This is a genomic window from Salipiger sp. ABN3_019, assembly GCF_056158605.1.
In genome coordinates this window covers 1345860-1368947 of record NZ_JBSWTP010000009.1, presented here as the reverse complement: position 1 = coordinate 1368947, position 23088 = coordinate 1345860, and the positions used below count along the sequence as shown (strand labels likewise).

21 protein-coding genes and 1 pseudogene are annotated in these 23088 nt (G+C 65.9%); 15 read left to right on the top strand and 7 right to left on the bottom strand.

Features of this window, described 5'->3' with window-relative positions; all coding sequences use genetic code 11:
- Window positions 1-10: 10 nt before the first annotated feature.
- The 6 genes from ACXAD2_RS14785 (at window position 11) to ACXAD2_RS14760 (ending at window position 7118) form a co-directional block, all read left to right on the top strand.
- Entirely contained in the window at window positions 11-421 is a 411-nt protein-coding gene (locus ACXAD2_RS14785; RefSeq protein WP_164184391.1) for a MerR family transcriptional regulator, read from the top strand.
- 64 nt (window positions 422-485) lie between these two features.
- The gene (locus tag ACXAD2_RS14780; RefSeq protein WP_066105061.1) at window positions 486-1622 is read left to right on the top strand and encodes a thiolase family protein; all 1137 of its coding nucleotides are present in this window, start codon (window positions 486-488) and stop codon (window positions 1620-1622) included.
- Complete coding sequence (locus ACXAD2_RS14775; protein ID WP_475171507.1) at window positions 1619-3946, top strand: FAD-dependent oxidoreductase; 2328 nt, start codon at window positions 1619-1621, stop codon at window positions 3944-3946. Before ACXAD2_RS14780 ends, ACXAD2_RS14775 begins: the two co-directional genes overlap by 4 nt.
- 40 nt (window positions 3947-3986) lie before the next feature.
- Complete coding sequence (locus tag ACXAD2_RS14770; protein WP_475171505.1) at window positions 3987-5777, top strand: acyl-CoA dehydrogenase C-terminal domain-containing protein; 1791 nt, start codon at window positions 3987-3989, stop codon at window positions 5775-5777.
- A 74-nt stretch (window positions 5778-5851) separates the two neighbouring features.
- Window positions 5852-6682 carry an SDR family oxidoreductase gene (locus ACXAD2_RS14765; protein WP_475171503.1) on the top strand — a complete coding sequence of 277 codons (831 nt, stop codon included), beginning with the start codon at window positions 5852-5854 and terminating at the stop codon, window positions 6680-6682.
- Window positions 6683-6722: 40 nt separating this feature from the next.
- Window positions 6723-7118: a DUF2147 domain-containing protein gene (locus ACXAD2_RS14760; protein ID WP_475171501.1), complete on the top strand. Its 396-nt coding sequence runs from the start codon at window positions 6723-6725 to the stop codon at window positions 7116-7118.
- 149 nt (window positions 7119-7267) lie between these two features.
- Here ACXAD2_RS14760 and ACXAD2_RS14755 read toward each other — a convergent pair whose 3' ends face one another.
- Complete coding sequence (locus tag ACXAD2_RS14755) at window positions 7268-8887, bottom strand: SulP family inorganic anion transporter (RefSeq protein WP_066101754.1); 1620 nt, start codon at window positions 8885-8887, stop codon at window positions 7268-7270.
- Window positions 8888-9111: 224 nt separating this feature from the next.
- On the opposite strand from ACXAD2_RS14755, the gene ACXAD2_RS14750 reads away from it, so the two are divergent.
- The 4 genes from ACXAD2_RS14750 (at window position 9112) to ACXAD2_RS14735 (ending at window position 11969) form a co-directional block, all read left to right on the top strand.
- Complete coding sequence (locus tag ACXAD2_RS14750; protein ID WP_475171499.1) at window positions 9112-9852, top strand: sulfite exporter TauE/SafE family protein; 741 nt, start codon at window positions 9112-9114, stop codon at window positions 9850-9852.
- Between the two features lie 61 nt (window positions 9853-9913).
- Window positions 9914-10786 carry an S-methyl-5'-thioadenosine phosphorylase gene (locus ACXAD2_RS14745; protein WP_475171497.1) on the top strand — a complete coding sequence of 291 codons (873 nt, stop codon included), beginning with the start codon at window positions 9914-9916 and terminating at the stop codon, window positions 10784-10786.
- Window positions 10783-11406 carry a LysE family translocator gene (locus ACXAD2_RS14740; protein WP_164180894.1) on the top strand — a complete coding sequence of 208 codons (624 nt, stop codon included), beginning with the start codon at window positions 10783-10785 and terminating at the stop codon, window positions 11404-11406. Before ACXAD2_RS14745 ends, ACXAD2_RS14740 begins: the two co-directional genes overlap by 4 nt.
- A 23-nt stretch (window positions 11407-11429) precedes the next feature.
- Window positions 11430-11969, top strand: a complete 540-nt coding sequence (locus tag ACXAD2_RS14735; protein WP_066101767.1) for an adenine phosphoribosyltransferase — start codon at window positions 11430-11432, stop codon at window positions 11967-11969.
- A 113-nt stretch (window positions 11970-12082) separates the two neighbouring features.
- Here ACXAD2_RS14735 and ACXAD2_RS14730 read toward each other — a convergent pair whose 3' ends face one another.
- The 3 genes and pseudogenes from ACXAD2_RS14730 to ACXAD2_RS14720 form a co-directional block, all read right to left on the bottom strand.
- Window positions 12083-13420 carry an MATE family efflux transporter gene (locus ACXAD2_RS14730; protein ID WP_066101769.1) on the bottom strand — a complete coding sequence of 446 codons (1338 nt, stop codon included), beginning with the start codon at window positions 13418-13420 and terminating at the stop codon, window positions 12083-12085.
- A gap of 103 nt (window positions 13421-13523) precedes the next feature.
- Window positions 13524-14034, bottom strand: a pseudogene (locus tag ACXAD2_RS14725) (PaaI family thioesterase).
- Window positions 14031-14507, bottom strand: coding sequence for a PaaI family thioesterase (locus tag ACXAD2_RS14720; protein WP_475171493.1), 477 nt, complete (start codon window positions 14505-14507; stop codon window positions 14031-14033). The pseudogene ACXAD2_RS14725 and the gene ACXAD2_RS14720 overlap by 4 nt, the downstream one beginning before the upstream one ends.
- A gap of 158 nt (window positions 14508-14665) precedes the next feature.
- Here ACXAD2_RS14720 and ACXAD2_RS14715 point away from each other — a divergent pair, with 158 nt between their 5' ends.
- The 4 genes from ACXAD2_RS14715 to ACXAD2_RS14700 all read left to right on the top strand — a co-directional run bounded on the left by ACXAD2_RS14715 (window position 14666) and on the right by ACXAD2_RS14700 (window position 17382).
- Window positions 14666-15037: a MerR family transcriptional regulator gene (locus ACXAD2_RS14715; RefSeq protein WP_066101775.1), complete on the top strand. Its 372-nt coding sequence runs from the start codon at window positions 14666-14668 to the stop codon at window positions 15035-15037.
- A gap of 259 nt (window positions 15038-15296) precedes the next feature.
- A complete protein-coding gene (locus tag ACXAD2_RS14710) occupies window positions 15297-15695 on the top strand; it encodes a MerR family transcriptional regulator (protein ID WP_066101777.1) in 399 nt (132 codons plus the stop codon).
- 409 nt (window positions 15696-16104) lie between these two features.
- Window positions 16105-16317 carry a hypothetical protein gene (locus ACXAD2_RS14705; protein ID WP_066101780.1) on the top strand — a complete coding sequence of 71 codons (213 nt, stop codon included), beginning with the start codon at window positions 16105-16107 and terminating at the stop codon, window positions 16315-16317.
- Window positions 16318-16743: 426 nt separating this feature from the next.
- Complete coding sequence (locus ACXAD2_RS14700) at window positions 16744-17382, top strand: glutathione S-transferase family protein (RefSeq protein WP_475171489.1); 639 nt, start codon at window positions 16744-16746, stop codon at window positions 17380-17382.
- 92 nt (window positions 17383-17474) lie between these two features.
- On the opposite strand, the gene ACXAD2_RS14695 is transcribed toward ACXAD2_RS14700, so the two are convergent.
- The 3 genes from ACXAD2_RS14695 to ccrA form a co-directional block, all read right to left on the bottom strand.
- A complete protein-coding gene (locus tag ACXAD2_RS14695) occupies window positions 17475-18449 on the bottom strand; it encodes a DUF2182 domain-containing protein (RefSeq protein ID WP_475171487.1) in 975 nt (324 codons plus the stop codon).
- A gap of 55 nt (window positions 18450-18504) precedes the next feature.
- A complete protein-coding gene (locus ACXAD2_RS14690; protein ID WP_475171486.1) occupies window positions 18505-19143 on the bottom strand; it encodes a DUF1326 domain-containing protein in 639 nt (212 codons plus the stop codon).
- 221 nt (window positions 19144-19364) lie between these two features.
- Window positions 19365-20648 carry a crotonyl-CoA carboxylase/reductase gene (gene ccrA / locus ACXAD2_RS14685; protein ID WP_475171483.1) on the bottom strand — a complete coding sequence of 428 codons (1284 nt, stop codon included), beginning with the start codon at window positions 20646-20648 and terminating at the stop codon, window positions 19365-19367.
- A gap of 337 nt (window positions 20649-20985) precedes the next feature.
- On the opposite strand from ccrA, the gene ACXAD2_RS14680 reads away from it, so the two are divergent.
- Window positions 20986-22962, top strand: a complete 1977-nt coding sequence (locus tag ACXAD2_RS14680) for a methylmalonyl-CoA mutase family protein (protein WP_475171481.1) — start codon at window positions 20986-20988, stop codon at window positions 22960-22962.
- The last annotated feature ends 126 nt before the right edge of the window (window positions 22963-23088 follow it).

The following is a 23088-nucleotide window of genomic DNA, read 5'->3' as shown; positions in this document are numbered from 1 at the left end:
CAGGTTTCAGATGGACAAGCTCTACTCGATCTCGGAACTTTCGAAAGAGCTTGGCGTGACGCCGCGCACCATCCGCTTCTACGAGGAGCAGGGGCTCGTACTGCCGCAGCGTGTGGGCACCAATCGGATCTACACCTCGCGGGATCGCGGGCGGCTGATCCTGATCCTGCGCGGGAAACGGCTTGGCTTCACGCTGAAGGACATCCGGGAATATCTCGATCTCTACGACGCCGACCCGACCCAGCGCGAGCAGATCGACGCGCTTTTGGCCAAGGTCCGTCAGCGCATCCACGAACTCGACGAACAGTTCGAGACATTGCGCGTGACGCTCAAGGAACTGCGCGAGATCGAGCAGATGTCGCTGGACGCCCTCGAGCGCCACGAGACAGAAACCGCGCCGAAGACCGCGCGGACGTCCTGAACACCCACGGAACCCGTAGGGTTTCGCGCTTCCAAATTCCTCATGCAACTCCGGAGAGTTACCGATGACACGTGTCGTTGTCGCGGGCTACATGCGCTCGCCTTTCACCCTGGCCCGCAAGGGCGCTCTGGCCAAGGTCCGGCCCGACGATATGGCCGCGCAGGTGGTCCGGGCGCTGGTCGCCCGCACCGGGGTCGACCCCGAGGGGATCGAGGATCTGCTGCTGGGCTGTGCCTTCCCCGAAGGCGAGCAGGGCCTCAACCTCGCCCGGCTCGTGGGCCTGATGAGCGGGCTGCCGCAATCGGTGGGCGCGGCGACGATCAACCGGTTCTGCGGCTCGTCGATGACCTCGGTGCATGTGGCCGCCGGGTCAATCGCCATGGGTGCCGGAGACGCCTTCGTCTGCGCCGGTGTCGAGAATATGAGCCGGGTGCCGATGATGGGCTTCAACCCGATGCCCCACCCCGAGTTCGCCCGCAGCCACCCCGAGGCCTATATGGGCATGGGCGAGACCGCCGAGAACGTCGCCCGGCGCTGGCAGATCTCGCGGGCCGAGCAGGAAGAGTTCGCCCTCCGCTCGCAGGAGAAGGCCGCCGCCGCGCTGCAGAAGGGTCTGTTTGCCGATGAGATCGTGCCGATCACCGGGCGCGATGGTGTGGTCGAGACCGACGGCTGCCTGCGTCCGGAGACGACGCTTCAGGGTCTTGCCGATCTCAAGCCCGCCTTCGACGCCGAAGGTGTGGTGACGGCGGGCACCTCGTCGCCGCTGACCGATGGCTGCGCGGCGCTGCTGGTGTGCTCGGACAGCTTTGCCGAAGCGCAGGGGCTGCCGATCATCGCCTATGTGAAATCCGTGGCGGTGAAGGGCTGCGCGCCCGACGTCATGGGGATCGGCCCGGTCGCCGCGACCCGCGCGGCGCTGCAGCGCGCCGAGCTTTCCGCCAGCGATCTCGACGTGATCGAGCTCAACGAGGCCTTCGCCAGCCAGTCCATCGCCTGCATCCGCGATCTCGACCTCGATCCGGCGCGGGTCAATCTCGACGGCGGCGCCATCGCGCTTGGCCACCCGCTGGGGGCCACTGGCGCGCGGATCGTCGGCAAGGCGGCGAGCCTGCTGAAGCGCGAAGGCGGTCGCTACGCGCTGGCCACGCAGTGCATCGGCGGCGGTCAGGGCATCGCCACCATTCTGGAGGCCGCATGATGGCCGGTATCGAAAAAGTCGCCGTTATCGGCGCCGGGGTCATGGGGGCCGCGATTGCGGCGCATGTGGCCAATGCCGGGGTGAAGGTGCTGCTGCTCGACATCGTGCCCGAGGGTGCGGCCAGCCGTAACGCGCTGGCCGAAGGGGCCGTGGCGCGGATGCAAAAGGCCGATCCGGCGCCCTTCATGGGGCGCAAGGCGGCACGGCTGGTGGAGACCGGCAACCTTGAGGACGATCTGGAGCGTCTTGCCGAGGCCGATTGGATCATCGAGGCGGTGATCGAGCGGCTCGACATCAAGCAAGACCTCTATAGCAAGATCGAGGGCGCGCGGAAGCGTGGCAGCATCGTGTCGTCCAACACCTCGACCATCCCGCTGACGACGCTGGTGGGCGGGCTTCCCGAGAGCTTTGCGCAGGACTTCCTGATCACGCATTTCTTCAACCCGCCCCGCTATATGCGGCTTATGGAACTGGTCACCGGCGGCGCGACCCGCGCCGATGCGGCAGAGCTGATCGCCGATTTCGCCGACCGGCGGCTTGGCAAGACGGTGGTCCGGGCCAAGGACACGCCAAGCTTCATCGGCAACCGCCTCGGCGTCTACTGGCTGCAGAAAGCGGTGATCGAGGCCGCCGAGCGCGGCATCCCGGTGGAGCAGGCTGATGCGCTGATCGGCAAGCCCTTCGGCATTCCCAAGACCGGCGTTTTCGGGCTGCTCGATCTGGTCGGGCTCGACCTCATGCCGCATGTGAACGCGAGCCTCGCCGCCGCCCTGCCGCAGAGCGATGCCTTCCACACCGCCAACCGCCCGCTGCCGGTCGTGCAGAAGATGATCGCCGAGGGCTACACCGGCCGGAAGGGCAAGGGCGGCTTCTATCGCCTGAACCGCGACGGCGGCAACAAGGTGAAAGAGGCGGTCGACCTGTCGAGCGGGCATTACGCGACCGCGCGCAAGCCGCGATCCGAGGCCATGGAAGAGGCCGGGCGCAGCCCGCGTGCGCTCATGGCGCATGACAGCGCCGAGGGGCGCTATGCCGCCGAGGTGATGGGCGCGACGCTGCGCTATGCCGCCGGGCTGGCCGGCGAAGTGGCCGATACGATCGCCGACATCGACGAGGCCATGTGCCTTGGCTATGGCTGGAAGGACGGCCCCTTTGCGCTGATGGACAAGATCGGCCCGGACTGGCTGGCCGAACGGCTCGAGGCCGAGGGCGAGACGGTGCCGCCGATCCTGCAGCTGGCGCGCGGGCGCAGCTTCTACCGCGTCGAGGCGGGCAAGCTCGAACAGCTGGGCCTCGACGGTGCCTACCATCCGGTGACGCGCCCCGAGGGTGTGCTGCTGCTTTCGGACATCAAGCGCGGCGCAAAGCCGGTGCTCAAGAACGGCTCCGCCGCGGTCTGGGACATCGGGGACGGCGTTCTGTGCTTCGAGTTCACCTCCAAGATGAATTCGATGGACGACCAGATCATGGCGCTTCTGGGCAAGACGCTGAAGCTGGTGGAGGCCGAGTATAAGGCGCTGGTGATCCACAACGAGGGCACCAATTTCTCGGTCGGCGCCAACCTCGGCCTCGCCTTCTTTGCCGCCAATATCGCCGCGTGGGACCAGATCGAGGGGCTGGTGGCCTTGGGTCAAAAGACCTTTCAGGACATGCGCGCGGCCCCCTTCCCGGTCGTCGGCGCGCCCTCGGGCATGGCGCTTGGCGGTGGCTGCGAGGTGCTGCTGCATTGCGATGCGGTGCAGGCCCATGCGGAAAGCTACATCGGCCTTGTCGAGGTCGGCGTGGGGCTGATCCCCGGCTGGGGCGGCTGCACCGAGATGCTGCACCGCTGGCAGCGCTTCGGACGTCTGCCCAAGGGGCCGATGCCGGTTCCGTCCAAGGTCTTCGAGATCCTCAGCACCGCGACGGTGGCGAAATCCGCCGCCGAGGCAAAGGAGCTTCTGTTCCTGCGCCCCGAGGACGGGATCACCATGAACCGCGCCCGGCTTCTGGCCGATGCCAAGGCACGCGCGCTGGCCATGGTCGAGGGCTACGCCGCCCCCGAAACGCGGGAGTACACGCTGCCCGGCCCGTCGGGCCTCGTTGCCATGGAGATGGCGGTGCAGCAATTCCGCAAGATGGGCAAGGCCACCCCCTATGACGAGATCGTCTCGGTCGCGCTGGCCGAGGTGCTGTCGGGCGGGGGCACCGATCCGATCGAGACCCTCACCGATGCGGACCTGCTGGCCCTCGAACGCGAGCGGTTTTTCACGCTGGTCAAACGGCCCGGCACGCTCGACCGCATCGAAACCATGCTGATGACCGGCAAGCCGCTCCGGAACTGAACCCCGGCCTTGGGCCGCACAGAACAGGGACATCGCGACGATGGCCAATTACACCCCCCCCCTGCGCGACATGCGCTTTGTCTATCACGAGCTGCTGGGCTGCGACGAGCTGGCAGAGCTTCCGGGTTTCGAAGAGTTCACCCCGGATCTGATCGACCCGATCCTCGAAGAAGCCGGCAAGATCTGCGCCGAAGTGCTGCACCCGATCAACCGTTCCGGCGACGAGGAAGGCTGCACTCTGGAAAACGGCGTGGTCCGCACCCCCGCCGGTTTCCCCGAGGCCTATCGCCAGTTTCGCGAAGGCGGCTGGACGGCGATGACCTGCGATCCCGCCTATGGCGGACAGGGGCTGCCCGCCGCCGCCGACGTGCTGGTGACCGAGATGATCTGCTCGGCGAACCTGTCGTTCGGCATGTACCCCGGCCTCTCGCACGGCGCATACTTGGCGCTGCACAGCCATGGTTCGGAGGAGCTGAAGCAGACGTATCTGCCCAAGCTGGTTGATGGCACATGGTCGGGCACCATGTGCCTGACCGAGCCGCATTGCGGCACCGATCTGGGGCTTTTGCGCACCAAGGCGCTGCCGCAGGAAGATGGCAGCTTTTGCATCACCGGGACCAAGATTTTCATCTCGGCGGGCGAGCATGACCTGACCGAGAACATCATCCATCTGGTTCTGGCCCGGCTGCCGGATGCCCCCAAGGGGTCGCGCGGGATCAGCCTGTTTCTGGTGCCGAAATTCCTGCCGACCACGGAGGGCGCGCCGGGCGCGCGCAACGGCGTGCAATGCTCGAGCATCGAACACAAGATGGGGATCAAGGCCTCGTCGACCTGCGTGATGAATTTCGACGGTGCACAGGGCTGGCTCGTCGGCGCGCCGCACAAGGGCCTGCAGGCGATGTTCACCATGATGAACAACGAACGCCTTGCGGTTGGCGGTCAGGGGCTGGGGCTGGCCGAGGCCGCCTATCAGGGCTCGGTCGCCTATGCGCGCGAGCGGCTGCAGGGGCGGTCGCTGACCGGCACCAAAGCGCCCGACAAGCCCGCCGATCCGATCATCGTGCATCCCGACGTGCGCCGGATGCTGCTGCTGCAGCGGGCCGCGACCGAAGGCTGCCGTGCGATGGCGGTCTGGGTGGCCAAGGAGCTTGATAAGCAGACCCATCACCCCGACCCGGAGGTGCGCAAGACCTCGGAGGATTTCGTGGCGCTGATGACGCCGATCGTGAAGGCGCTCTTCACCGATCTTGGCTTTGAGAACGCCAACCTCGGGATGCAGGTGCTGGGCGGCCATGGCTACATCCGCGAGCACGGTATGGAGCAATACGTCCGCGACGCGCGCATCACGCAGATCTACGAGGGCACGAATGGCATTCAGGCGCTCGATCTGGTGGGCCGAAAGCTGGGGGCCAATGGCGGGCGCTTGCTGCGCCGGTTCTTCCATCCGGTGTCGGAGTATATCGAGCAGCACGCGCAGAACCCCGAGATGGCCCGCTATATCGCGCCGCTCGCCAAGGCCTTTGGCCGCCTGCAGACCGCCTCGGCCACCGTCGCCCGGCGCGGGCTTGCCAACCCGGACGAAGCCGGGGCGGCGGCCACGGATTACCTGCGGCTCTTTGGCCTGACCGCCATGGGCTATCTCTGGGCGCGCATGGCAGAGACCGCGATGACGCAGAGCCGCGAGACCGGCGATCCGGATGGGTTCTACGCCACCAAACAAGTGACCGCGCGCTTCTACATGGAGCGGATGCTGCCGCAGACCGGCACGTTGCTGTCGCAGATCATGGCCGGTGGCGAGACGCTCATGGCGCTCGACGAGGCGGCATTCTGAACGCAACACCGCTCCGGGGCTCGCGCCCCGGAGCTTTATCCCGGAGTGGACCAGATCAAGAAGGAACGGGCCAGATGACCGATCTCGGCGGCAAGACACTCTTCATCAGCGGCGGCAGCCGCGGCATCGGCCGGGCCATCGCGCTGCGCGCCGCGCGCGATGGGGCCAATGTGGTGCTGGCGGCAAAGACCGTCACCCCGCACCCCCGCCTGCCAGGCACCATCGAGGACGCCGCGGCAGAGGTCGAGGCGCAGGGCGGGCGCGCCCTGCCCCTCCAGCTCGACATCCGTGACGACGCGGCTGTGGCCGAGGCCGCGCGCAAGGCCGAGGACCACTTCGGCGGCATCGACATCGTGGTCAACAACGCCAGCGCAATCTCTCTGACGCCCACTGCCGAGACCGAGATGAAGCGCTTTGATCTGATGATGTCGGTCAATATGCGTGGCACTTTCGCGGTCACCCGCGCCTGCCTGCCCGCGCTGAAGCAAGCGCAGAACCCGCATATCCTGACGCTCTCGCCCCCGCCCTCGCTCGACCCGGCGTGGTACGGGCCGCATGTGGCCTATACGATCTCGAAGATGGGGATGAGCCTGTGCGTGCTCGGCTGGGCCGAAGAGTTCCGCCCGCTTGGCATCGCCGCCAACGCGCTCTGGCCCCGCACGGTCATCGACACGGCGGCGCTGGCCATGCTCGGCGGCGCTGTCCAGCCCAAGAACTGCCGCACGCCGCTTATCGTCGCCGATGCCGCCCATGCCATCCTCACCCGCCCCGCGAAAAGCTGCAGCGGCAATTTCTTCATCGACGAGGAGGTGCTGCGCGAAGAGGGCACCGCGGATTTCTCGGGCTATGCCGTCGATCCCGGCGAGCCGCTGTTGCCCGACCTTTTCGTCACCGCCGAAAGCTGAGCCCGCGCTCTTGTCCTGTCCCATGTCCCGGAAGACGCCCATGATCCCCAGATTGGCACAGATCGCCTGCATCCTGACCCTCGCCGCCACCCCTGCCCTCGCCGCCGATCCGGTGCTGGGAACATGGCAGACCCAGCCCGGCGACGACGGGCACTTCGGCTTCGTCACCATGGCGCCCTGCGGCAGCAAGATCTGCGGCACGCTCAGCCGCGCCTTCGACGCGACCGGCAAGCCGATCCCCTCTGACACGGTGGGGCGGCAGATCGTCTGGGACATGCAGCCCGAGGGCGCGGGCAAATACGCCTCCGGGCGTATCTGGGCGCCGGATCGCGACAAGACATATACCTCCAAGATGGAGATCGCGGGCGATCGGCTCAAAGTCTATGGCTGCGTCTTCGGCATCTGTCGCGGCCAGACGTGGAGCAGAGTCAGATAAAAGGCTGGCGGTTGGCTTTGCCGGGAGCTTGGCTTGCGGCCCGCTGAGCTGACCCCTGTCCCTATATGGAGACTGAGACCCCCTGCCCGACACAGCAAAGGGCGCCGCGATCTCTCGCGGCGCCCTTTTTCATGCTTGGCTTGCAGAGCTCAGTGCCCGCCGAGGATGCCCGTGCGCACGTGATAATCGGCGGCGAGCGCGTAATCGGGATCGTCATCACTGTCGACCACCAGATGCCCGGCCTTGGTCAGCAGGCGGTGGCAGTCGCGCGACAGATGACGCAGCTGCAGCTTCTTGCCCGCGGCCTCGTATTTCGCCGCCAGCGCCTCGATCGCCTGCAGCGCCGACTGGTCGACCACGCGGCTGTCGGCAAAATCCACGATCACCGACTTGGGGTCGCCGTCGACATCGAAAATCTCGGCGAAGCCATCGGTCGAGCCAAAGAACAGCGGGCCCTGGATCTGATAGACCCGCGCGCCCTCGGGCGTGGTGTAGCTCTTGGCATGGATGCGCCGCGCGTTGTTCCACGCATAGGCCAGCGCCGAGACGATGACACCGACGACCACCGCCACCGCGAGGTCTTCGAAGACCGTGACCACGGTCACCAGCACGATGACGAACGCGTCGGTCAGCGGCACGCGGAACAGAATGCGCAGCGAATTCCACGCGAAAGTGCCGATCACCACCATGAACATCACGCCAACAAGCGCCGCCAGCGGAATGATCTCGATCAGCGGTGAGGCGAAGAGGATGAAGGACAGCAGGAACAGCGCCGCGACGATGCCGGCGATGCGGGTGCGTCCGCCGGAGTTCACGTTGATCATCGACTGGCCGATCATCGCGCAGCCGCCCATGCCGCCGAAGAAGCCGGTGACCACATTGGCGGTGCCCTGCGCGATGCACTCTTGGCTGGCGCCGCCGCGCTGGCCGGTCATCTCGCCCACGAGGTTGAGCGTCAGCAGGCTTTCGATCAGGCCGATCGCCGCAAGGATCACCGCGTAGGGCAGGATGATGTGCAGCGTCTCCAGATTAAGCGGCACCGCCGGGATGTGGAACGGCGGGAAGCTGCCCTCGATCGAGGCCATATCCCCCACCCGCGGCACGTCGAGGCCGAAGGCGATGACGATGGCAGCGGTCACCGCGATGCCCGCCAGCGGCGCGGGAATGATCTTGGTCACCTTGGGCAGCAGCCAGATGACCGCCATGGTCAGCGCCACAAGCGCCAGCATGGTCCAAAGCTGCAGACCCGAAAGCCATTCGCCGGGCGACACACCGGGCTGCGCGGTGCCCGGCACCTTGAACTGGGTCAGCTGCGCCATGAAGATCACGATGGCCAGCCCGTTGACGAAGCCGAGCATCACCGGATGCGGCACCAGACGGATGAATTTGCCCCAATGCAGCGCCCCGGCGATGATCTGCAGGATCCCCATCAGCACCACGGTCGCGAAGAGATATTCGATGCCGTGATCGGCGACCAGTGCCACCATGACCACAGCGAGCGCCCCGGTGGCCCCCGAGATCATCCCCGGACGGCCCCCGAGCACTGCGGTGATCAAACCGACAAGGAAGGCGGCATAAAGGCCGACCAGCGGGTGCACCCCGGCGACGAAGGCAAAAGCCACCGCCTCGGGCACCAGCGCCAGCGCCACCGTCAGCCCCGAGAGCACATCGGTGCGGATCTGGGCGGGGGTGAGCCGCGTGGTCGGCGAGAGGCTCAGGTCGGGTTTCGAAATGCGGCTGGCGTATCGCGCCAGGAGGGCTTTGGCCATGGAGAGCTATCCGTTCAAACTGTTGCGCGCGGCCTTGCCCATAAGGCACCTCGGCGCATTTCGCCACCCGCGCGCGCGATTTTTCACCAGATGAACGAGGGATGATGCGGATGCGCCAGCGGATCTCGCGCCTCGCGCGAGTGTGAGCCCGTCAAACGGGCAATCCTCGGCCCGCGCCACATGTTGCCCCCGCAGGGAGGTCACGTCGCGTCAAGGAGTATCCCGTGAACGAAACCCTCCTGCTGGTCATCGCCGCGCTGATCGTCGGCCTGTCGAAAGGCGGGCTGGCCTCTGCCGCCGCCATCGCGGTGCCGATGCTGGCGCTCTTCATGAGCCCGGTAAAGGCGGCGGCGACGCTGCTGCCGGTCTATATCGTCACCGACTGGATCGGCGTCTGGCTCTATCGGCACAATTACTCCAAGCGCAACCTCGCCATACTGACCCCGTCGATCGTGCTCGGCGTCGGCATCGCGACGCTCATCACCCCCTACACGCCCGAAAGCGTGCTGCTGCTCTTCACCGGCGCGATCGGCCTTTGGTACTGCCTGCGCACATGGTTCGCGCGCGGCAGCGGCGAAAAGGCCGAGCCCCGCGTCGCCCCCGGCGTGTTCTGGGGCGCCACCACCGGCATCGCCAGCTTCATCACCCACAGCGGCGCACCGCCCGCGCAGGCCTTCCTGTTGCCGCAGCAGCTTCCCAAGCTGCAGTTCGCCGGGACCATCGCCATCTCCTTCGCCGTGGGCAATCTGGTGAAACTGCCCGCCTATTACGCCATCGGCCAGCTTGACGGGCTGAACTGGGGGCTGATCGCCGGGCTGGCGGTGGCGGGGATCATTGGCACCATAGCGGGCCGCAAGCTCACCGCATGGCTGCCCGAGGCGCTCTATATGCGGATCATTCAGGGCTTTCTGTTTCTGCTCTCGGTGATCCTGCTGTTCCGCGGCGCCCGCGAACTCATCGCCTGAGCCGAGCCCCCTTTTCTTCCGCGCGCCGCCAAGGCAGGCTGCGCCCGAAAGGAGAGCAGGCATGACGCAGACGATGATCGGAGTGATCGGCGGCTCGGGGGTCTATGACCTCGACGCATTGGAAGACCGCGCCTGGGTCACCGTCGAGACGCCTTGGGGCGCGCCGTCGGATCAGGTGCTGACCGGCACACTGGCGGGCGTGAAGATGGCGTTCCTGCCGCGGCACGGGCGCGGCCACCGCCTGTCGCCCACCAGCGTGCCCTATCGCGCCAATATCGACGCGCTGAAGCGCCTGGGGGTAACCGACGTGATCTCTGTCTCCGCCTGCGGCTCGTTCCGCGAGGAGATGGCGCCGGGCGATTTCGTCATCGTCGATCAGTTCATCGACCGGACCTTCGCGCGGGACAAAAGCTTTTTCGGCAGCGGCTGCGTGGCGCATGTCTCGCTGGCCCATCCCACCTGCGCGCGGCTCGGCGCCCATGCGCTGGCCGCCGCCATCGACGCCGGGATCACCGTGCATGACGGCGGCACCTATCTGGCGATGGAAGGCCCGCAGTTCTCCACGCTGGCGGAGTCGCGGATGTACCGCACGCAATGGGGCGCGGATGTCATCGGCATGACCAATATGCCCGAGGCCAAACTCGCCCGTGAGGCCGAGCTTTGCTACGCCTCGGTCGCCATGGTCACCGACTATGACTGCTGGCACGAAGAGCATGGCGCGGTGCAGGTCTCTGACATCGTCAAAGTGCTGCATGGTAACGCCGAAAAGGCCCGCGCGCTGGTCTCGCGCCTGCCCGCGCTGCTGGGCACCGAGCGCGCGCCCTGCCCGCATGGCTGCGACCGGGCGCTCGAGCATGCGCTGATCACCGCGCCGGATGCGTGCGATCCGGCGGCGCTGGCAAAGCTCGATGCAGTCGCGGGGAGGCTGCTGTGAGCTTTGATCTCTGGCTGACCTTCGTCGCGGCCTCGACCGCGCTGCTGCTCATCCCCGGCCCGACGGTGCTGCTGGTGCTCAGCTACGCGCTGTCCAAAGGCCGGTCGGTCGCGCTGGCCTCGGCGGCGGGCGTGGCGCTGGGGGATTTCACCGCCATGTCGCTGTCGCTGGCCGGGCTTGGCGCGCTGGTGCTGACCTCGGCGATGCTCTTCACCGCGCTGAAATGGCTCGGCGCCGCCTATCTGGTCTGGCTCGGGATCAAGCTGCTGCGCTCCGCCCCCGGTGCCGGGCTGCGCCTGCCGCACACCGAGATCACCGCCCGCGGTGTGTTCCGCCATGCCGCCGCGGTGACCGCGCTCAACCCCAAGAGCATCGCCTTCTTCATCGCCTTCGTGCCGCAGTTCGTCGACCCGGGCGCGGCGCTTTTGCCGCAGTTTGCTTTGCTGATCAGCACCTTCGTGACACTTGCCGCGCTGAATGTGCTGGCCTATGCCCTCGCCGCGGACCGGCTGCGCCGGATGATCGACCGCCCCGCCGTGCTTGCATGGATCACCCGCGCCGGGGGCGCGGCGCTGATCGCCATGGGAGTGCTCACCGCAACGCTGCGCCGCGCCGCCTAAGGCCCGACAGGAACCGACGACCGATGAAACCGCCCAAGAGCATTCCCGACTACATCCGCACCATCCCCGATTACCCGCATGCGGGCATCCTGTTCCGCGACGTGACGCCGCTCTGCGCCGATCCGCAGGGGTTCCGCCTCGCGGTGGATCAGCTCGCGCTGCCCTTCACCGGGCAGAAATACGACAAGGTTCTGGGCCCGGAAGCGCGCGGCTTCCTGCTCGGCGGCGCGGTGGCGCATCAGCTTTCGGTGGGCTTTGCCGCGCTGCGCAAGGCGGGCAAACTGCCGCCGCCGGTGATCTCGCAAAGCTACGCGCTGGAGTATGGCGAGGCGACGGTGGAACTTTCCGAGCATGCAATCACCCCGGGCGATCAGGTGCTGCTGGTCGATGATCTCATCGCCACCGGCGGCACCGCCGAGGCGGCGGTCTCGCTGGTCGAGCGGCTTGGCGGCAATGTCACCGCCGCCGCCTTCATCGTCGATCTGCCCGACCTCGGTGGCCGCAAGCGGCTCGAAGCGATGGGCGTGACGGTGCACACGCTCTGCGCCTACGAGGGCCTCTGAGCATCTGCCCCGCGCGCCCTGCCCGCGCGCTTGGTCCGCACGCTGGGGCCTTCTTCTCTTTGAAAATACGCCCGGGGTGAGCCGCGCAGCGGCGAGGGGGCAGCGCCCCCTCTCTACACCCCTGCCGCCACCGACCGCTCCAGCGCCGGGTAGCGCAGCGCCAGCGTCAGCCCGCGCGCAAGGAAGGAGACCTGAAACGCCAGCCACAGGCCGTGGTTGCCCATGGGTCCGAGGCTCAGCACTAGCACCGCCGCGTAGATCAGAGTCGAGACCGCCATCATATTGCGCATGTCCCCGGCCCGCGTCGCGCCGATGAAGATGCCGTCGAACATGAAGGCCATGATCTGCAGCACCGGCGTCGCCACCATCCACGGCAGGAAGGCCAGCGCCATGCTGCGCACCTGCGGGTCCACGGTCATCAGGCTGACGAGCGCGGGCCCGCCGACCCAGAACACCGCCGAGAGCAGCAGCGCAACGAGGCTGCACCAGATCGCCGCCAGTTGCGCGCCGCGGCGCAGCCGCGCCAGATCGCGCGCGCCGACCGCCTGCCCGACCAGCGCCTCGGCGGCAAAGGCAAAGCCGTCGAGCGCATAGGTGGTGATCAGCAGGAACTGCATCAGCACCTGATTGGCCGCCAGCGTCACATCGCCAAAGCGCGCGCCGACGAACATGAACGAGACCATAATGCCCTGCAGCATCAGCGAGCGCAGCAGAATGTCGCCGTTGAGCGCCGCCATGTGACGCAGGCGCGCCGGATCGAAGACCCGCGCCCGATTGCGCCAGCCCGCGCCGAGAAACCCGTCGCGGCACAGCCAGATGCCAAGCGCCAGCCCGGTCCATTCGGCGGCGAAGGTGGCGATGGCCACGCCCTCCACCCCCATATGCGCCCAAAGCACCAGCGCGACGTCGAGCACCACATTGACGAGGTTCATGCCCAGTTGCAGCGCCAGCACCGCCCGCGTCCGCTCCTGCGCGATCAGCCAGCCGGTCAGCCCGTAGATCGCCACCGCGGCGGGGGCCGACCAGATGCGGATCTGCATATAGCTGCGCGCCATGGCTTCGACCTCTGCCGAGGCTGGCGACAGCGCGAAGGCGCCGCGGAAGATCAGCGCTTGCAGCGCGATCAGCAGGACCCCGCCCGCAAGGCCGATCAGCAGCGAGCGGGCCAGCAGCGCCGAGACCTCGCAGGCGTCATTCTCGCCCCGCGCCTGCGCGGTCAGCCCGACGGTGCCCATGCGCAGAAAGCCGAACACCCAATAGACCGACGACAGCACCACCGCGCCCACGGCGACGGCGGCGATCGGCTCGGGCTGCGGGATCTGCCCGACCACCGCTGTGTCCACCGCCCCGAGGATCGGCACGGTGATATTCGACAGCAGGATCGGCACGGCGATCTGCAGCACTCGGGAATGGCTCAGCGGGGGCGCCTTGGGCGTGGCTTCAGCGGTCATGATGGCGGATCGCTAGCACCTGCGCGCGGCGGGCGGAAGGGGCCATGACCGCGCAGAGCGAGCGCAACCCAAGGCCCGGGCGCGATGCGCCCTCAGCCGTCGCTCAGCCCTCGTCCCACGGCATCAGGAAATGCCCGACCGCCTGCACGATGGGCCGGTCGCGGTTGTCCTGCCACGCTTCGGCGTGGACCGAGGCGTAGCGCCGCCCCGAGCGGGTGACCCGGGCGCGCGCATAGGCATCGCGCGGCAGGCCGGGACGCAGGTAATCGGTGGTGAAATCGATGGTCTTGGGCAGGCGCGGCAGCCGCCCCTCTTCGAGATCGCCCAGATCGAGCCGCCCCGAACTCGACATCGTCCCACAGGCTCATCCAGCTCAGCGTGATGATCGAGGTCACCTCGAGAAAGGCCGAGGTCACCCCGCCGTGCAGCGCCGGAAGGTCGGGGTTGCCGATGAGCTTGTCGTCGTAGTTGAGCACGCCGGTCAGCTCGTCGCCGCGACGGTCGAAGGTGATGCCGAGAAAATTCACATAGGGCACGCCGCCCGCCAGCGCCCGCAGCGCGGTGTCGCGCCGCTGCTTGACCACCTGCACGGGTTCGGGACGGGACCGGCTCATGAGCGCGCCTCGCGCAGCTGCGGCACGGTGAAGGTGCCGGTGGCCATGGCGACCGGGTTGTCTTCGTCCTCGTCCAGCGCCAGCGCGCGCACAAAGGCGACCGAGCGGGTCACATGGTGGCATTCGGCGCGCGCGGTGATCCCCTGCCCCGGCGTCGCGGCACGCAGATAGTCGATGCGCAGGCTGATGGTCGCCGTGGCGCCCGCGACCAGCGGATGCGCCATGACCGCGGCACCGCCGCAGGTGTCCATCAAGGTCGAGACCGCGCCGCCATGGATCACCCCGGTTTCGGGATCGCCCACAAGCTGCGCGTGAAACGGCATGTGGATCTCGGCGCGGCCCTCACCCAGAGCGGTGATGCGAAGCCCCAGCGCCCGCGCCTGCGGCAGACGCTGGATCAGCGCCTCGGACTGGGTCAGATCCTGGGCCGGTTCCCGGACCGGTTCCGCGCCCGGCTCTTGCTTGGTGGACATGCCGAATTCCTTTCCGTCTTGCGTCTTTATGCGGCGGCGCGCCGCCCATCGCAAGGCGCCCCCTGCGTGGATCATGTGCCGGGTGCCGCTGGCTGCCACCGGGTGCCATTGCCCTCGCCGCAGTGCCGCATTACCTTTCCGGTACGTCAGGAGGACCCATGAGCGAGACACCTCTCAGCTTCAAGGACATGTGCGCGCGCTTCGACGTGACGCCGCGAACCTTGCGCTATTACGAATACATCGAATTGCTCAGCCCCGAGCGCGAGGGCCGCTCGCGCTGGTATGGCGCCCGCGAGATCGCCCGAATGACGCTGATCCTGCGCGGCCGCAAGTTCGGCTTCCAGCTCGAAGAGATCCGGCAATGGCTGCAAATGTACGAACGCGAGGGTACCGAGGCGCAAATGCGCACTTGGGTGGAGATGGCCGACCGGCAGTTAACCCAGCTTACAGAACAGCGCGCGCAGCTCGAAGAGGCCATAGACGAGCTCAAAGCGCTTCGGGATCTGACGGCCCGGCAACTCGGCGAATAACCCAAATCAGGTAAACAGCGCGATCTGAACCGCTTTGGCTGTTTCGCCCGATGACACATTCCGGGCTTCGCATGGCTGAATCCCCTCTCAACCAGAGAAAGAAAATTCCCGCTTCGGTCGCGTGACCTGTAAGGAAGTTACGTAAATCCAAAAATGACGCCGCGTCCCGGTCTCAAAAGGATAGGGGGCAGTTGTAGGATTGTCATGAAAGGCGCAGGTCACCCGTCATCTTGACGCGAAGTGAGGTAGAAGACCTGACATGAGTGACGACCAACTTTTGACCATCCGCGAAATGTGCGACCTCTTCGAGGTGACCCCGCGGACCCTGCGTTTCTACGAGCAGAAAGAATTGCTCTTTCCCATCCGTGAGGGACAGAAACGCCTGTTCACCCGGCGCGACCGCGCCCGGCTCAAGCTGATCCTGCGCGGCAAGCGCTTTGGTTTCAGCCTTGAGGAAATCCGCCAGCTTCTGGAGCTCTATGACAAGGGCGACCAGCAGCGCACGCAGATCGCGCGCAGCCACGAGATCGGCCAGCAACGTCTCGCCGACATGATCCGTCAGCGCGATGACCTGTCGATGGCGATCGAAGAGCTGAAAGAGCAGCTCGCCTGGGGAGAGCGGATGCTCGGGGAAATGGAACAGCGCAAGGCCGGCTGATCCCGCAAGGATCACGGCAGGCCTTGGCGGACGGGAGGAGGAGACCCGATGCCAGGGACATATCAGGGCGCAATGCCCGCCATGACCGCCCCGGCTGCGGATCTGCTGTGCGTCGCTTGCGACGGGCTGCGGATCCACCGGGGCGGTTTTGTATTTGGCTTAGGTTTGCCTCTGGCATAGCGGGCCGCCCGCGCCACCCGCGCCTCGACCGCCTGCAAGCACCAAGAGGCAGTAACCACCCATCGCGCGGTCCCAGCGCACGCGCGTCCCTCAGGCGCACGCGCCTGCAGGCTATGCCCCTCGATCCGGCGCGAGACCCTCCGGGTGCCAATGCCCATTGCCGCTGGACGCCGCGGCTGCGAGGTGAAACGCTACGGCCAAATGCCCATTCCGGAAAGGACAGCTGACCATGCCGAAACGCTTCCGCCTCACCCGCCGAGTGCCGCTGGCGATGACCGAGGACGGCTACCGTGGATTGCGCAGCTTCGCCGCTGCCGCCGGGCTCGACGAGGGCGAGGCGCTGTCGTTCCTCTTTGAAAACTTCGACAGTGTCACCGACAGCGAGGTGCTGGCGCATCGGCTGCGGCTGTTCAATTCCGAGCTCGAGGCGCGCAAGCGATGAAGCCCATGGTGTCGAGGGTCTTGGTGTCATTCCCGCGAAAGCTCCGTCCCGCCGCTTACTCCCCGCAAGTTACTCCCCGCAAGGAACCGGGGGTTTCACACCCCCGGACCCCCGTGGGAAATTTGTCTCTAGACGAAGCAACAGAGCCGCACATCGGGTCCGCAACAGCCGGGACTGCAGTCGGTCCACCTCGCCGCAACAAGCTTCCGCGTCAACACACGGCAGCGGCGCGGCGAGGCTTCGCCTAGAGCGGTCATCGGCTTCCCAGCCTGTACCGCACAACAAGCTTGACGCACTGAGGGTTAAGAACATCTTAGCCCGCGCAGACAAGTTCTCTTCGTCTAGATGAAAATATCCCGCGGGGGTGCGGGGGCGCGAAGCCCCCGCTCCGACACGCCCCACCAGACCAACGGAAAGAGACGACGCATGACCATCAAGCTCTACTGTTTCGGAGAATCCGGAAATGCCTATAAGGCGGCGCTGCCACTGGAACTCTCCGGGCTGGACTGGCAGCCGGTGAAGGTGGATTTCTTTTCCGGCGAGACCCGCGGCGGCACGTACCGAAGCGAGCTCAACGAGATGGGCGAAGCACCGGTGATGATCGACGGCGATGTGAAGCTCAGCCAGTCGGGGGTGATCCAGAGCTATATCACCGAGAAGACCGGGCGCTTCGGCGGCACCACCCCCGAAGAAGCCCGCGAGGTGCTGCGCTGGCAGTTCTGGGACAATCATAAGCTCAGCAGTCAGGCCGGGATGACGCGCTTTTTGATGAACTTCCTGCCGCCGGAAAAGCGCCCCTCGGAAGTGATCTCTTTCATGCAGGGGCGTCTGAAGGCCGTCTACGACGTGCTGAACACCCATCTTGCGGGTCGCGACTGGATCGTTGGTGCCGGGCCGACCCATGCCGATTTCTGCTGTTGCGGCTACCTGTTCTACCCCGAGCCCTTCGGCTTCATCCGCGCCGATTGGCCCGAGATCGACCGCTGGCTCAGCGGCATCGAGGCTCTGCCGGGCTGGAAACATCCCTATGATCTAATGCCCGGCTCGCCTGCCGACAGGGGATAAGGTCTTCAGAGCCTCTTCCGGGTAAGGTGCAACGGCGCAAAGCTCGCGCCTATGTGGGGCGACTTCAGGGGCATGGACTGACGTCCCCGCCCTCAGAGCACCCCCGCGAGCACCGCGCCGCCCCAAAGGATCAGCAGCGCTCCGGCCGCCTTGCTGACCAGATCGCCGCGCGGCAGGTATTTCTCTGCCGCGACCCAAAGCGCCAGCCCGACGATCCAATAGAGGTTCATGATCCCGCCAACAAAGAGCAGCGCCATCAGGAACCAGCAGCAGCCGAGGCAATAGGTGCCATGCGATATCCCCATCCGCAGCGCCCCCACAGCGCCGGGGCGGCGGTGGGTGGTGAGAAACTCAGCCGGGGCGCGGCAATGGCTCAGACAGCTTTGCTTGAGCGGCGTGAACTGGAACACCCCAGCGGCGATCAGCAGCAGCGCGCCGGCGGTGCTGCCCGTCAGCGTCATCATCGACACCAAGCCCTGCCGCTCCAGAGCCCATTGCGCAAAGGCGGCGATGGCGCTGAACACCCCCCAGATCAGCAGATACCCCGCGACGAAAGCGGCGGCCCTGTGCGGCACCGCCTGCGCGGCGGCGACCCGGCGCCCCAGCGCCGCGTAGAGCAGCACCACCGGTGCCACGCTGGGCAGCATCATGGCGATCATCATCACCCACCACATGAGGAAGACCAGCAGCGCATAACTTACGGACCAGCGCCCCGCTGCGCCGCCCATCTCCATACCCTTGTCCATGCCCCCGACCATTCCTTGGCCCATTCCCTGGCCCGGCATCGGCGGCGGCTCTGACGCGCCTGCGCCTTCGAGGGCGCCGGACATGTCGTTCATGCCGGGCATGTCGCGTGTCGAGGGCATGTCGCGCGTCGAAGGCATGTCGCCGGGCATCGCGGGCATCCGCTCAGCGCCGCCCATACCGGTCATTTCGATGGCGCTCATCTCCATGCCGACGCCGAAAAGCGTGTAGAGCCCCGCCAGGACGAAAAGCACCAGCAGCAGCATGGCAACGATCATGCGGTCGCGCCGCAGCAGGCGCTCCGCGAGGCCGGTATCGGTCATCGCTCGGGACCTTTCGGATGGCTGGTCTTCAGGGTACAGGTCGCCGCGCCAACTCTCAGGCGGCGTCGAGCACCCCCTGCCCGGTCATATGGATCTCGACCATATGCACGTGACTGTCGGCGGTGTTGCTCAGCCTGATCTCGCCGCTGGTCTTTGTGGTGCCCTTGCCGATCTCGGCAACGCGGAATTCGAACCCATGCGGCAGGTCGATGCGGGCGCGGTGCTCGGCCCCGGTCACCGGATTGGTGATTGGCCCGGCCTCGGTCTCAAAGACCCCCGGCACCGAAATGCTGCCCTTGCGCGCCGCCATATCCATCGACAGGGAAATCGGCTTCACCAGCGTCTCGAGCTTATGCGGCGCCATCGCCGAAAACACCCACCACATGGTGGCCATCTCTTCGGTGTCCTCGCCCGTCATGATTTTGAAGAGCGCATCGCGCTGCTCGGGGCTGGCGGCCTCGTCGACGATGATCTGCATCTTGCCCTCGCCTTCGTGGATCGGGCCGGGCCATTGCACCACCATCGCAGCCTTGGTGCCGGAAAGATCGACACTGCCGAAATGGCCGGAGTCGATCGCGAAGGCCGCCACGGCCTCGCAATTGCCATGGGTCGGCAGCGACATGAACTGGCACGGGCAGCCGGTCGCGCAATTGCAATTGGCCAGCTCGACGCCATGAATTTCCCAAGGGGTCATGCTTTCCTCCTCCAAATTCTCTGAAACGAATGTCTTGGAAAACGGAAAAGTCGGAAAAATACATGCTCACCCTAGCATATCTCAGGGCCTGCGCCGACCGCCCTCCCCCAGCTGACACAAAAAGGGACAGCGCCGCGCGCCGTCCCTTCTTCTCTTTCCAAATACGCCGGGGGTGAGGCGCATCGCGCCGAGGGGGCAGCGCCCCCTCTCCCCGCACGGGCTCAGCCGCCCGCGAGCGCCTCTTCGAAGGTGCGCAGCCCGGTGCGCGGGGCTTGAACCAGCACCGCCATATTGCCCGGCTTATGCTCGTTGCGCAGCATCTTCATATGCGCCGCCGGGATCTCGTCCCAGCCGAAGACCTCGGACATGCAGGGGTCGAGCCGCCGCTCGATCATCAGCTTGTTGGCCGCCGAGGCCTGCTTGAGATGGGCGAAATGCGAGCCCTGCAGGCGCTTCTGGTGCATCCACATATACCGCACGTCGAAGGTGCAGTTGAAGCCCGAGGTGCCCGCGCAGATCACCACCATGCCGCCCTTTTTGCACACCAGCGCCGAGACCGGGAAGGTCGCCTCGCCCGGATGTTCGAACACCATGTCGACGCTGACGCCCTTGCCGGTGATCTCCCAGATCGCCTTACCGAACTTGCGCGCCTCGGCGAGCCATTCGTTGTATTCGGGCGTGTTGACCCTGGGCAGCTGGCCCCAGCACTTGAAGTCGCGCCGGTTGATCACCCCCTTGGCGCCCATGGACATGACGAACTCGCGCTTGTCCTCGTCCGAGATCACCCCGATGGCATTGGCGCCCGCGGTATTGATCAGCTGGATGGCATAGGATCCAAGACCACCGGATGCGCCCCAGACCAGCACGTTCTGGCCGGGCTTGAGCTCATGCGGGTGGTGGCCAAAGAGCATCCGGTAGGCGGTGGCCAGCGTCAGCGTGTAGCAGGCGCTCTCTTCCCAGGTCAGGTGCTTGGGGCGCGGCATCAGCTGCTGCGCCTGCACGCGGGTGAACTGGGCGAAGCTGCCATCGTGGGTCTCATAGCCCCAGATGCGCTGGCTGGGCGAGAACATCGGGTCGCCGCCGTTGCACTCCTCGTCGTCGCCATCGTCCTGATTGCAGTGGATGACCACCTCGTCGCCAACCTTCCAGCGGGTGACCTTGTCGCCCACCTTCCAGACGATGCCCGACGCGTCCGAGCCCGCGATATGATAGGGCTGCTTGTGGCCGTCAAACGGGCTGATCGGCACGCCGAGACCGGCCCAGACGCCATTATAGTTGACGCCCGCCGCCATCACGAGAACCAGCACCTCGCCGCTGTCGATCTCCCACGTGTCGACCACCTCCTTCTGGAACGACTGATCGGGCTCGCCATGACGCTCGCGGCGGATCGCCCAAGCGTACATCTGCTTCGGCACATGGCCGAGGGGTGGCATCTCGCCGATCTCATAAAGGTCCTTCTCCGGCGCGTCATAGGGCGCGATCTCGGTCTTGCTGTCCAGCGCCATCATGGCCTCCTTCCTCACTCCAGCCTGCCCCGCGCTGCAGTGCAGAATCGCGGGTCTCTGCTCACCGGGATACAGATCGACGCGCAACTTTGCAACTTCTGTTATCTCTCTTCGGTAATTTTATGTCGCGGTGGATTTTGATGTTTTCTCACCGCCTTCGCGCAAAGCCCATGTATGCTTGTACGGATGGGGCGCTCCGCCGGTCGCCAGCCCCCGGTTGTTGCGACGCGGCGTCACCGCCGCGACGCAGCGAATTGACGAGACATTTTATTTCTCATATCCACATCACTGCGCAAGAAGATTGCCATCTGGATTCGCGCCGCCATGGGAGGACGACATGACCGACACTGCAAGCCGCCGCCAGCCCGACCGGCCCTGGCTGATCCGGACATACGCCGGGCATTCCACCGCCGAGGCCTCGAACGCCCTTTACCGGTCGAACCTCGCGCGCGGGCAGACCGGCCTTTCGGTGGCCTTCGACCTGCCCACCCAGACCGGCTATGACAGCGATCACGTGCTGGCGCGCGGTGAGGTCGGCAAGGTCGGCGTTCCGGTCTGCCACCTTGGCGACATGCGCACGCTGTTCGACCAGATCCCGCTCGAACAGATGAACACCTCGATGACGATCAACGCCACGGCACCTTGGCTGCTGTCGCTGTATATCGCGGTGGCCGAGGAACAGGGCGCGGATGTCGCGAAGCTGCAGGGCACGGTGCAGAACGATCTGATCAAGGAATACCTCAGCCGCGGCACCTATATCTGCCCGCCAAAACCCTCGCTGAAGATGATCGGGGATGTGGCCGAATACTGCTATACCCATGTGCCCAAGTGGAACCCGATGAACGTGTGTTCCTACCACCTGCAGGAAGCGGGTGCGACGCCCGAACAGGAGCTGGCCTTTGCGCTGGCGACCGCCTGCGCGGTGCTTGATGAACTGCAGCCGCGCGTGCCGCCCGAGGATTTCCCGGCGCTCTGCGGCCGTATCAGCTTCTTCGTGAACGCGGGCATCCGTTTCGTCACCGAGATGTGCAAGATGCGCGCCTTCGTCGATCTCTGGGACGAGATCCTGCAAGAGCGCTACGGCGTCGCGGATCCCAAATTCCGCCGCTTCCGCTATGGCGTGCAGGTGAACTCGCTTGGCCTGACCGAGCAGCAGCCCGAGAACAACGTCTACCGTATCCTGATCGAGATGCTGGCGGTGACGCTTTCGAAGAAGGCCCGCGCCCGCGCCGTGCAGCTTCCGGCGTGGAACGAAGCGCTTGGCCTACCCCGGCCTTGGGACCAGCAGTGGTCGATGCGGATGCAGCAGATCCTCGCCTATGAGACCGATCTTCTGGAATTCGACGATCTCTTCGACGGCAATCCGGCGGTCGACCGCAAGGTCGAGGCGCTGAAAAACGGCGCGCGGGCCGAACTGGCCAATATCGACTCCATGGGCGGCGCCATTGGCGCGATCGACTATATGAAGTCGCGGCTGGTGGATGCCAATGCCGACCGTCTGGGCCGGATCGAGCGGAACGAGACCGTAGTCGTCGGCGTCAATCGCTGGACCGAAGGAGAGCCCTCGCCGCTGGTGGGTGAGGATGGCGGCATCATGGTGGTCGATCCGGCGGTGGAAGCGCAGCAGATCGCCCGGCTGAACGATTGGCGGGCGGCGCGCGATGCCGCCGCTGTCGACAGCGCGCTGAGCGAGCTGCGCCGTGCCGCCGCCGCTGGCGAGAATATCATGCCCGCCTCGATCGCCTGCGCCAAAGCGGGCGTCACCACCGGCGAATGGGCTCAGCAGATGCGCGCCGTCCACGGCGAATTCCGCGGCCCGACCGGTGTGGCCAAGGCGGTGTCGAACCGCACAGAGGGGCTTGAGGACATTCGCGCCGCCGTGGATGCGGTCAGCGACCGCCTCGGTCGCCGTCTGCGCTTCCTTGTCGGCAAGCCCGGTCTCGACGGCCATTCCAACGGTGCCGAGCAGATCGCCTTCCGGGCGCGGGACTGCGGAATGGAAATCGATTACGAGGGTATTCGGCTAACGCCGCAACAGATTGTCGAGCATGCGCGCAATGGCGCCCATGTCGTGGGCTTGTCAATTCTCTCGGGAAGTCACATTCCGTTGATTGAGGATATGATGCAGCGGATGCAAGACGAGGGTCTGGGCCATATTCCAATTGTGGTAGGTGGGATCATTCCAGACGAGGATGCGCGCCGCTTGACGGACCTTGGCGTCGCCCGCGTTTACACGCCTAAAGACTTTGAACTCAACGAGATCATGAAAGATATCGTCGCGTTAGCCGACCCAAAGCGTGTTGCAGCGGAATAACATTTAACGTATCCGAAACCTTGCAAGAAATAGCCGCTGTTCATCTAAAGGATGAGCAGCGCATTGCCTGTTTCTAAAAAATATCCAATTGACACAAAGCTAAGACTTGCAGAAATGCTCCGGTTG

Excerpts from the sequence above, each read along its gene's own strand:
- ACXAD2_RS14700 (WP_475171489.1), top strand. The coding sequence starts at position 16,744 with ATGACCATCAAGCTCTACTGTTTCGGAGAATCCGGAAATGCCTATAAG.
- ACXAD2_RS14780 (WP_066105061.1), top strand. The coding sequence starts at position 486 with ATGACACGTGTCGTTGTCGCGGGCTACATGCGCTCGCCTTTCACCCTG.
- ACXAD2_RS14745 (WP_475171497.1), top strand. The coding sequence starts at position 9,914 with ATGACGCAGACGATGATCGGAGTGATCGGCGGCTCGGGGGTCTATGAC.
- ACXAD2_RS14690 (WP_475171486.1), bottom strand. The coding sequence starts at position 19,143 with ATGACCCCTTGGGAAATTCATGGCGTCGAGCTGGCCAATTGCAATTGC.
- ACXAD2_RS14705 (WP_066101780.1), top strand. The coding sequence starts at position 16,105 with ATGCCGAAACGCTTCCGCCTCACCCGCCGAGTGCCGCTGGCGATGACC.
- ACXAD2_RS14785 (WP_164184391.1), top strand. The coding sequence starts at position 11 with ATGGACAAGCTCTACTCGATCTCGGAACTTTCGAAAGAGCTTGGCGTG.
- ACXAD2_RS14695 (WP_475171487.1), bottom strand. The coding sequence starts at position 18,449 with ATGACCGATACCGGCCTCGCGGAGCGCCTGCTGCGGCGCGACCGCATG.
- ACXAD2_RS14755 (WP_066101754.1), bottom strand. The coding sequence starts at position 8,887 with ATGGCCAAAGCCCTCCTGGCGCGATACGCCAGCCGCATTTCGAAACCC.
- ACXAD2_RS14710 (WP_066101777.1), top strand. The coding sequence starts at position 15,297 with ATGAGTGACGACCAACTTTTGACCATCCGCGAAATGTGCGACCTCTTC.
- ACXAD2_RS14720 (WP_475171493.1), bottom strand. The coding sequence starts at position 14,507 with ATGTCCACCAAGCAAGAGCCGGGCGCGGAACCGGTCCGGGAACCGGCC.
- ACXAD2_RS14775 (WP_475171507.1), top strand. The coding sequence starts at position 1,619 with ATGATGGCCGGTATCGAAAAAGTCGCCGTTATCGGCGCCGGGGTCATG.
- ccrA (WP_475171483.1), bottom strand. The coding sequence starts at position 20,648 with ATGGCGCTGGACAGCAAGACCGAGATCGCGCCCTATGACGCGCCGGAG.
- ACXAD2_RS14765 (WP_475171503.1), top strand. The coding sequence starts at position 5,852 with ATGACCGATCTCGGCGGCAAGACACTCTTCATCAGCGGCGGCAGCCGC.
- ACXAD2_RS14770 (WP_475171505.1), top strand. The coding sequence starts at position 3,987 with ATGGCCAATTACACCCCCCCCCTGCGCGACATGCGCTTTGTCTATCAC.
- ACXAD2_RS14680 (WP_475171481.1), top strand. The coding sequence starts at position 20,986 with ATGACCGACACTGCAAGCCGCCGCCAGCCCGACCGGCCCTGGCTGATC.
- ACXAD2_RS14730 (WP_066101769.1), bottom strand. The coding sequence starts at position 13,420 with ATGACCGCTGAAGCCACGCCCAAGGCGCCCCCGCTGAGCCATTCCCGA.
- ACXAD2_RS14715 (WP_066101775.1), top strand. The coding sequence starts at position 14,666 with ATGAGCGAGACACCTCTCAGCTTCAAGGACATGTGCGCGCGCTTCGAC.
- ACXAD2_RS14760 (WP_475171501.1), top strand. The coding sequence starts at position 6,723 with ATGATCCCCAGATTGGCACAGATCGCCTGCATCCTGACCCTCGCCGCC.
- ACXAD2_RS14735 (WP_066101767.1), top strand. The coding sequence starts at position 11,430 with ATGAAACCGCCCAAGAGCATTCCCGACTACATCCGCACCATCCCCGAT.